Genomic DNA, 10,214 nt, shown 5'->3' on the forward strand with positions numbered 1-10,214 from the left:
AAGTAATGAACAGGTCAAGAAATCACGTTGAAAACAAAGAAAAACGAGCAATTCCTTGGCGTACCCGAATAAAAAGTGTACCTTTGCAAATAGAGTTGTGAGGCGAAGTAAATCACAGAATATCAGTGCACTTGCACTTTCGCTAAATCGTTACCATAAATCCGCAACTCCTCCATTCTATTCTGATATTCAATCAGATACAAGTTTTTTTGATTATCCTTGGCAAAGATAAGAGGGAATCGCGAATATATGATACGTTATAAAAGAATATTGAAACGATAATTACATTATTTGGGATTATTCTGATATTATAAAAGACTACTCCTACGTATATTTGCAACATAAAAAACATTCTTTATAACTAAATCTAATTAGAAATGTGCATTCATAAAATTAAAAGATGGATTAGTACCCTAAGTTTATCAATCATTACCGGAACTCTCTGGTGTCAATCAGCGGCAAACTTTTTTCCTGATAAAGATCTAATGATATTTGGCTCCTATTATTATCCCGAACAATGGAATCCTTCACAATGGGAACGCGACCTGAAGAATATGTCAGAAATAGGTATCAATTTTACTCACTTTGCAGAATTTGCCTGGGCTGAACTGGAACCGGAAGAAGGAAAATATAATTTCGAATGGCTGGACAAATCTATAGCTTTGGCAGAAAAGTATGGATTAAAAGTGGTCTTATGTACTCCTAGCCCCACTCCACCCGTATGGCTTACCGAAAAACATCCGGACGTATTAATTGCCAATGAGATGGGAGTCTCCATCCAGCACGGACGCCGACAACACGCTTCGTGGAGCAGTGCTGTCTACAGAGATTATGTTAGTAACATTGTCACCAGATTGGCAAAACGTTACGGAAACCATCCTGCAGTAATTGGCTGGCAAATAGACAATGAACCGGACATTACGGGAAAATGGATTATAGCGATAATGCACAGAAACAATTCCGTATCTGGCTGAAAAACAAATATTCGACTATTGACCAACTGAATAATACGTGGGGAACTGCATTCTGGAGTGAAAAATACCAGAACTTTGACCAGATACGCATTCCCAACAGCGGCGAACTGATTGAAAAAGCCAATCCTCACGCTATACTCGACTACAACCGTTTCATGGCAGACGAAGTTGCAAGATTCGTAAATATGCAAGCTGATATTTTACATAAATACGTTGGAAAAAAACAATGGGTGACCTCTAATATTATACCTGTATTCTATCCAGTGGACCCAGCACGTATGGATCACCTAGATTTCACCACTTACACACGTTACCCGGTGACTGGGCATGAAAGAGGTTACGGAGAGCAAGGGTTCCGTATCAGTAACATTGAAAGCCTTGGATTTCCGAATGACTTATTCCGCAATTATCCGGGAAAACAATTTGGTGTAATGGAGTTACAACCGGGTCAGGTGAATTGGGGAATTTATAACCCTCAACCTCTGCCTGGAGCCATCCGGCTGTGGATGTATCATGTATTTGCCGGTGGCGGTAAATTTGTATGTAACTACCGTTTCCGCCAACCTCTAAAAGGGAGCGAACAATATCATTACGGATTGATGCAAACAGACGGAGTAAGTCTATCACCCGGTGGATTGGAATATAAGCAAACCATCAATGAAATGCAGAAGTTACGTGCTGCCTACAATAAAGATAATCAGATTCCTGCATCCATTGCTTCCCGCCGTATCGGTATGATGTTTACGATGGATAATAATATCGAAATGAATTTTCAGCCACAGACTAATCAATGGAATACAATGGGGCACGTACATAAATATTATAAATTGCTGAAATCATTTGCTGCTCCTGTAGACGTAATTTCCGAAGAGGAGGACTTTACCCGTTATCCATTTTTACTGGCTCCTGCTTACCAGTTGCTCGACAATAAGTTAGTTGAACGTTGGAAAGAATATGTAAAGCAAGGCGGACATTTGATTCTGACTTGCCGTACCGGACAGAAAAACCGGGAAGCACAACTGTGGGAAGATTCTTTTGCCGCTCCTATCCATGAACTGGTTGGAATAAATAACCTGTTTTTTGATCATTTACCTTCAGACTATTGGGGGCATATCAACTTTAACGGTGAGTCTTACGGCTGGAACAACTGGAGATGTCATGACAGCCAATGAAGGTACTGAGATTTGGGGAAGTTATGCCGACCAATTCTATAAAAATTCTGCTGCGGTTACTCACCGCAAGTTGGGTAGAGGAACTGTTACCTACATTGGTGTAGATACAGATGATGGAAAATTGGAAAAAGCAGTCATGCAACGTATCTACCGGGAAGCAAATGTAGGTATAGAAGACTTGCCGACAGGTGTTTTATTGGAATGGAGGGACGGTTTCCATATTGCTTTGAATTATACTTCCGATACTCAGACTATAAACATTCCGGCATCCGCAAAAATAATGATAGGAACTGCCTGTCTGGAGCCTGCCGGAGTTGCGGTATGGACAGAGTAATCTTCCACCATTAAAGATAACATTTTCTTTTTCAACCTATTACCACTCTTTCATATCCTCTTATTCATAGTACTAAAAGTAGTGGTAATAGGTTGATTTTAAATCCACCATCTGATTTATTACGTATCAATTTCCCAATTAATCCTTTTCATAGCCTACATAACCTATTAGTTTAGTTCTCAAACATTAATAGAAAAGTTACTCTTTATTAAGACTTAACTTCTCCTCATCTAATAGATAAATTCTTTTTCATTTGATACAAACTATAAATGCAAGTTCCAATTATTGTTTTCTTTTTGATAAGAGAAACTTATCAACTAATAGAAAATAAATTTAGTCCCAATAACAAATAACTTATCTATTAATAGATACGGTTTACAAGTTATCAGACGGTTAAAGAAACTAGTAACTCGTAACTATTAAACAAGCTAGAATCACTAGTAAACTTTAGAACATATTTTTTACGGAAAGTTATAAAACTCCTCCTCTTTGTCAATACAAGCGACAGCCTGTATACGAGCCTGTGGATTCTGGACCGTAAAAGGTTGGTTCGAAACATAATTCCTCATCCGACAACCTACCAAGGAAACAGTCAGCCTCTTGTCTCCTTTCACCAGCATATAATCAAAAGACTCACCAATAGCTGTAAGGGCAGCATTCTTACCCGAGAAAGCCTCTACATTCAAAATCGCCGTATGTCCTTCACCTTCGATTACAAACGGATGAATCTCTTCTATGGCCACTCCGGTATTTGCAATGATAGACCCTTGAGCAATCTGCCAATTCCTGTTTTTATTTTGTGTACCCATTTTATGAATACCAATTGTCACACAGTCAAAATTAAAATTAGTCAGTTGCCCATACGTTTCCGGTCCCAGCCAGGCTCCACCATATGTTCCGAAAGTAAATACATCAAGCATTTGGGCATTATCCGTATGATTAATCGCATAGGCAAAGCTTTTACGGGCAATTACAGCATCTATCACATCACGACTGAACGAACGTCCGAATTCACGCATATTGGCAGGATTAATATGGCAATGCAATATCCGGGGAATATCATAACAATAATCAATCTTGATAAATTCTCCGCTCAAAGGATAACCGTAACAATGTTCGAACAAGATTTGCTCGTTGATATTCTTTCCGGTAGAACAAAAGTCCATCGCTACGTATTCGCCGTAAAAAGTAAGACAAGAAAGCGTAACTCCTTGCACATTCTGGTTTACATCCACCTGTATGGTAGCCGGATAAGCGATAATCTTGGAAGAGTCAGTATGAGACTGTTCCGGATACCAGAATTGAATCCCACGGATTTGGGTCGCTGATTCTACTATAATGAACGGTTGAGATCTATCTGTGATTTTAAACAATGAACCCACCGGTTCAGCTTTTTCGGGATGTCGGGTTCCTCTTCCAGTAGGTCCATGTACCCCCATCAGAGTGACATTTTTCTTTAACCGGATTCCTCCTGCTACCGGATAACCACCGACAACAGGTTCTACCCACAAAGCAGCTCCTGTAGATGTAGCCCAGTCAATCGCTTTTTGTAGATTATCCCGGTTCACTTCCGGAGCATTTCCCGGTAACACTCCAAATTCCTGAATACTCTTATTGTTATTCGCACTTACAGTAAATGCTAATAAAAGGAATAAAATAGAGAAATAGCAATGCGTTTTCATAGGTATAAAATTATTTATAAAAAACAGTCAACCTCCTAATAATCAATCATTGTATATACGATTAATGTACAATATTCGTAAAATTTCGGAATATCTGCAAGCGTTTAACGATAAATTTATCAATAGCGCAGGCAATATTATTTGGCAGAACAAAGTTTGGTAATTCTCTCACCTTTCCATATCCTGATGTCAGGAGTAAAAATGGCAATGGGAGAAAACCTTCACAGTTTCTCTCCCATTAGTTAGTTATCCTTGTCATGCAATTACAGATCACCTATTGAAATTTTATACTCTAACTTTTATGTGTGTTATACTTTCATTTTATTTTGTCCAAATATACAAATAAATATGGAATAACCAAACTAAAAGCCTATTTAGTACAGTAATTCCCGATAAATTCCTTGTTCACCTTGTTATATAAAGGTTTTTTCCCTCTCCACGTGGTTATCTGAAAATAAACACGTAAATTTGCTCCCTAAATTTGGAACAACAATATAAATCACTATAAATAAAAAGTTTATCACTATGGAGTATAATTTCAGGGAGATTGAAAAGAAGTGGCAGAAACAGTGGGTAGAGAATAAAACTTACCAGGTTACGGAAGACGAATCGAAGCAGAAATTTTATGTATTGAATATGTTTCCTTATCCATCAGGAGCCGGATTGCACGTAGGTCATCCGCTAGGATACATCGCTTCGGATATTTATGCCCGTTATAAACGACTGCAAGGCTTCAATGTACTCAATCCAATGGGATATGACGCCTATGGCCTGCCGGCCGAACAATATGCCATCCAGACCGGACAACACCCTGCAATTACTACAGTCAATAATATCAACCGCTATCGCGAACAGTTGGATAAAATAGGTTTCTCCTTCGATTGGAATCGCGAAATCCGCACTTGTGATCCCGAATATTACCATTGGACACAATGGGCTTTCCAGAAGATGTTCAACAGTTACTACTGCAACGATGAACAACAAGCCCGCCCTATTGGAGAACTTATCAGTGCATTCAAAACTACCGGAACCGAAGGCATGAATGTCGCTTGCAGCGAAGAATTGAATTTCACAGCTAACGAATGGAAAGCAAAAAGTGAAAAAGAACAGCAGGAAATCCTGATGAATTACCGTATTGCTTATCTGGGCGAAACGATGGTAAACTGGTGTCCTGCACTGGGAACTGTATTGGCAAATGACGAAGTTGTGGACGGAGTCAGCGAACGTGGCGGTTATCCGGTTGTCCAGAAAAAAATGCGTCAGTGGTGTTTGCGTGTTTCTGCTTATGCACAGCGCTTACTCGACGGGCTGGATAAAATCGACTGGACCGAATCTTTGAAAGAAACTCAAAAAAACTGGATCGGTCGTTCGGAAGGGGCTGAAATCCAGTTCAAAGTAAAAGACAGCGATCTCGAATTCACCATCTTTACTACACGTGCTGATACCATGTTCGGAGTTACTTTCATGGTATTAGCTCCTGAAAGTGAATTGGTAGTTCAAGTAACTACACCCGGCCAACAAGCGGAAGTAGATGCTTACCTCGACCGTACCAAAAAACGTACAGAACGTGAACGCATTGCTGACCGGAGTGTTAGCGGTGTATTCAGTGGGTCTTATGCCATCAATCCGTTCACAGGCGAAGCAGTGCCCATCTGGATCAGCGACTATGTATTAGCCGGATACGGAACAGGAGCTATCATGGCCGTACCTGCTCATGACAGTCGCGACTATGCTTTTGCCAAACATTTCGGCTTGGAAATCCGCCCGTTGGTAGAAGGCTGTGATGTGAGCGAAGAAAGTTTCGATGCGAAAGAAGGTATCGTTTGTAACTCACCTCGTCCGGATGTTACTGCATACTGTGATCTCTCACTGAACGGATTGACTATCAAAGAAGCCATTGCCGCCACAAAAAAATACGTAAAAGAACATAATCTGGGTCGTGTAAAAGTGAACTTCCGCTTGCGTGATGCCATCTTCTCCCGCCAGCGTTATTGGGGTGAACCATTCCCTGTTTACTACAAGGATGGAATGCCCTATATGATTGACGAAAACAGTCTGCCTCTGGAACTTCCGGAAGTAGCTAAATTCCTGCCTACCGAAACAGGTGAGCCTCCATTGGGACATGCTACTAAATGGGCTTGGGACACTGTAAACAAGTGTGTTGTAGACAATGAAAAAATCGACAACATGACCGTCTTCCCGCTGGAACTAAACACAATGCCGGGATTCGCCGGTTCTTCCGCATATTATCTGCGCTATATGGATCCACGCAATAACAAAGCGTTGGTTGATCGGGAAATAGACCAATACTGGAGAAATGTAGACCTTTATGTAGGTGGTACGGAACATGCTACCGGCCACTTGATTTATTCTCGTTTCTGGAACAAGTTTTTGTATGATCTAGGTATATCGGTAATGGAAGAACCATTCCAGAAGTTGGTAAATCAAGGTATGATTCAAGGCCGCAGTAATTTTGTATACCGCATCAAAGATACCAATACATTCGTTTCCCTGAACCTGAAAGATCAGTATGAAGTTACTCCGATTCACGTAGATGTAAATATCGTATCTAATGATATCCTTGATCAGGAAGCTTTCAAAGCATGGCGTCCTGAATACGAAACAGCAGAGTTTATCCTGGAAGATGGAAAATATATTTGTGGTTGGGCAGTTGAAAAGATGAGTAAATCTATGTTCAACGTTGTCAATCCGGACATGATCGTTGAGAAATACGGTGCAGACACACTTCGTATGTACGAAATGTTCCTCGGTCCGGTTGAACAATCCAAACCTTGGGATACAAACGGTATTGATGGCGTACACCGCTTTATCCGTAAATTCTGGTCATTGTTCTATAGCCGTACAGACGAATATTTGATAAAAGATGAACCGGCTACCAAAGAAGAACTGAAAAGCCTCCACAAACTGATTAAGAAAGTGACTGGAGACATTGAACAGTTCTCTTACAATACCTCTGTTAGTGCATTCATGATCTGTGTAAACGAATTATTTAATCTGAAATGCAGCAAAAAAGAGATATTGGAACAATTAATTATCGTTCTTGCACCTTTCGCTCCACACGTTTGCGAAGAGCTGTGGGCTACGTTGGGACATACCACTTCCGTATGCGACGCCCAATGGCCTGCCTATAACGAAGAATACTTGAAAGAAGATACGATCAACTACACCATCTCTTTCAATGGAAAAGCTCGCTTCAATATGGAATTTGCCGCTGATGCTGCTTCAGACGCTATCCAAACTGCTGTTCTGGCTGATGAGCGTTCGCAGAAATGGACCGAAGGCAAAACTCCGAAAAAAGTGATTGTCGTGCCGAAAAAAATTGTAAACGTTGTAATCTAACATCTCATTTCATTGCAGAGGACACAGAGGACAGAAAGTTTTCTTTTCAAACGATAAACTTCTATGCCTCTTGTGTCCTTTGTGGTAAATTAAAAAACAAAATATAACTCTATGCGAAGACCAGCAAAAACGGAAATAATGAGAGAAGTAAAAGACTATTTTTACATCACTCTCGGACTGATAAGTTATTCATTCGGTTGGGCAGCTTTCCTTCTCCCTTACCAAATAACCACCGGAGGAACTACCGGTATCGGAGCTATCATCTATTATGCCACCGGATTTCCTATCCAATGGTCTTATTTCATCATCAATGCCATCCTAATGACATTTGCCATCCGGATATTAGGTCCGCGATTCAGCATAAAAACAACTTATGCTATTTTCATGCTGACTTTTTTACTTTGGATTTTCCAAATAGTAGTCAATGACTACGTACAAGTACCCGATGTATCAACCGACGGCAAACCTCTTTTACTGGGAGCCGGACAGGACTTTATGGCCTGTATCATCGGTGCTGCCTTATGTGGCATAGGTCTTGGCATTGTATTCAACTATAACGGAAGTACTGGAGGAACAGATATCATCGCTGCCATTGTCAATAAATACAAGGACGTGACACTTGGAAGAATGATCATGATTTGCGATGTATTTATCATTAGTTCCTGTTACTTCGTCTTTCATGACTGGCGCCGTGTCATCTTTGGTTTCGTAACCCTGTTCATTATCGGTGTCGTACTCGACTGGATCATCAATAGTGCCCGCCAATCGGTTCAATTCCTTATCTTCTCTAAACAATATGAGAAAATAGCCGACTGCATCACGAAAGAAACAGACAGAGGGGTGACTGTCCTCAACGGTACAGGATGGTATAGCAAACACGATGTGAAAGTATTGGTCGTACTAGCCAAGAAACGTCAATCACTGGATATTTTCCGTCTGGTAAAACGCATCGACCCAAATGCTTTTATCTCACAAAGTTCCGTCATCGGCGTATATGGTGAAGGATTCGACCAATTGAAAGTAAAATAAACCATTCCACAAGTATTAAACAACCAACAAATAAAGCCCAAAGCCTTATGAAACGCAAACTCGTATTTGTTACCAACAACGCTCATAAACTGGAAGAAGTAGCCGCCATCTTAGGTGATAAGATCGAACTACTTAGCCTGAACGATATTGACTGCCACACAGATATTCCCGAAACAGCCAGTACGCTAGAAGGAAACGCCCTGCTAAAGTCCTCCTTTATCTATAAGAACTATGGTCTGGAGTGTTTTGCCGATGACACCGGCCTAGAAGTGGAAGCACTGGACGGAGCTCCCGGAGTATATTCCGCCCGCTATGCAAACAGAGAAGGACACGATGCGCAAGCCAATATGCTCAAGCTGCTTCATGAGATGGAAGGAAAAGAAAATCGTAAAGCCCAGTTCCGTACTGCTATCTCACTGATTCTAGACGGAAAAGAATATCTCTTTGAAGGAGTAATAAAAGGCAAAATAACCAAAGAGAAACGTGGTGATTCCGGTTTCGGTTATGATCCTATTTTCCTGCCTGAAGGATATGACCGGACTTTTGCCGAACTGGGAAATGACATAAAGAATAAAATCAGCCACCGGGCATTAGCTTTGCAGAAACTCTGCGAGTTTTTGCAAAGCTAAACAATATGATACAGAGTTTTTTATAAGATATTTGTAATCTTCCCAAGAATATTATTACTTTGCAAAAAATAAAAATAAAGTGCGATGAAGAAAATTACATTACTTACTTTTATTACATTGCTTGTGTGTACTTCATGTGTGACTAAGAAAAAATACATGATTGCAGAGACTGGACGTATAGCAGCTATTGCAAGTGGAGATAGCCTGTACGGACTATTATCAGACTGCCGAAATAAAGGAACACAAATGTCGGCGCAGATTAAAAATCTTATGCAGGATACCACTCGAATGGGAAATAGTATTCGTGAATTTCAGAATATGCTGAGTAGCAACATGACCCAGCAAGAGAAACTGAATGCACTATTAAACCAGAAAAAAAATGAACTCAACGAAAGAGAACGTACTATCAACGAGTTACAGGCCATGATTAAATCACAAAATGATAAAGTGCAACACCTACTGAATAGTGTAAAAGATGCATTATTGGGATTTAGCAGTGAAGAACTCACCGTTCGCGAGAAAGACGGAAAGGTATATGTAGCTATGTCCGATAAACTTTTGTTCCAGTCAGGTAGTGCCACTCTCGACAAACGTGGTGAGGAAGCACTTGGCAAATTGGCTCAAGTACTGAACAGGCAAACAGATATTGATGTCTTTATCGAGGGACATACAGATAACAAACCTATCAATACGGCAATATTCAAGGACAATTGGGATTTAAGTGTACTACGCGCAACATCTGTAGTGCGTATCTTGACTAAGAAATACGACGTAAATCCGTTGCAAATACAGCCTAGTGGAAGAGGTGAATTTATGCCCGTTGATGATAACGAAACAGCTGAGGGAAGAAGCAAAAACCGCCGCACGGAAATCATCATGGCCCCGAAATTAGATAAATTATTCCAAATGTTACAGAATTCAGAGGAAACTAAATAAATATTCTTCGGAATATTCTTTATTCTTTAGACATCCAATAACGCAGAAAACGGATTTTGACTATTCGTTTTCTGCGTTATTGGTTTGATTACATTCTT

The 10,214-nt window shown here is 40.3% G+C and carries 7 protein-coding genes and 1 pseudogene; 7 read left to right on the top strand and 1 reads right to left on the bottom strand.

Going from position 1 to position 10,214, the window contains the following annotated elements; genetic code table 11:
* The first annotated feature begins 485 nt into the window (after positions 1 to 485).
* From JCM17102_RS32055 to JCM17102_RS32065, 3 genes and pseudogenes are all read left to right on the top strand, one after another.
* Positions 486 to 974, top strand: coding sequence for a beta-galactosidase (locus JCM17102_RS32055; RefSeq protein ID WP_275564447.1), 489 nt, complete (start codon positions 486 to 488; stop codon positions 972 to 974).
* A pseudogene (locus JCM17102_RS32060) lies at positions 929 to 2,249 on the top strand (beta-galactosidase); the annotation flags it as partial. The gene JCM17102_RS32055 and the pseudogene JCM17102_RS32060, both read left to right, overlap by 46 nt.
* A gap of 33 nt (positions 2,250 to 2,282) precedes the next feature.
* Positions 2,283 to 2,480: a Beta-galactosidase C-terminal domain gene (locus JCM17102_RS32065; RefSeq protein WP_275564448.1), complete on the top strand. Its 198-nt coding sequence runs from the start codon at positions 2,283 to 2,285 to the stop codon at positions 2,478 to 2,480.
* 461 nt (positions 2,481 to 2,941) lie between these two features.
* Here JCM17102_RS32065 and JCM17102_RS20100 read toward each other — a convergent pair whose 3' ends face one another.
* The gene (locus tag JCM17102_RS20100) at positions 2,942 to 4,162 is read right to left on the bottom strand and encodes a hypothetical protein (RefSeq protein WP_025076457.1); all 1,221 of its coding nucleotides are present in this window, start codon (positions 4,160 to 4,162) and stop codon (positions 2,942 to 2,944) included.
* A 525-nt stretch (positions 4,163 to 4,687) separates the two neighbouring features.
* Here JCM17102_RS20100 and leuS point away from each other — a divergent pair.
* From leuS to JCM17102_RS20120, 4 genes are all read left to right on the top strand, one after another.
* Positions 4,688 to 7,522 (top strand): leucine--tRNA ligase, encoded by a 2,835-nt coding sequence (gene leuS, locus JCM17102_RS20105; RefSeq protein ID WP_025076458.1) that lies wholly within the window; start codon positions 4,688 to 4,690, stop codon positions 7,520 to 7,522.
* A gap of 111 nt (positions 7,523 to 7,633) precedes the next feature.
* A complete protein-coding gene (locus JCM17102_RS20110; protein WP_025076459.1) occupies positions 7,634 to 8,551 on the top strand; it encodes a YitT family protein in 918 nt (305 codons plus the stop codon).
* Positions 8,552 to 8,598: 47 nt separating this feature from the next.
* The gene (locus tag JCM17102_RS20115; protein ID WP_025076460.1) at positions 8,599 to 9,180 is read left to right on the top strand and encodes a non-canonical purine NTP diphosphatase; all 582 of its coding nucleotides are present in this window, start codon (positions 8,599 to 8,601) and stop codon (positions 9,178 to 9,180) included.
* Between the two features lie 84 nt (positions 9,181 to 9,264).
* Positions 9,265 to 10,116: an OmpA/MotB family protein gene (locus JCM17102_RS20120; protein ID WP_025076461.1), complete on the top strand. Its 852-nt coding sequence runs from the start codon at positions 9,265 to 9,267 to the stop codon at positions 10,114 to 10,116.
* Positions 10,117 to 10,214 lie beyond the last annotated feature (98 nt).

Origin of the sequence: Bacteroides faecichinchillae JCM 17102 (genome assembly GCF_000614145.1) — a bacterium.
GTDB classification, from domain to species: Bacteria; Bacteroidota; Bacteroidia; order Bacteroidales; family Bacteroidaceae; genus Bacteroides; species Bacteroides faecichinchillae.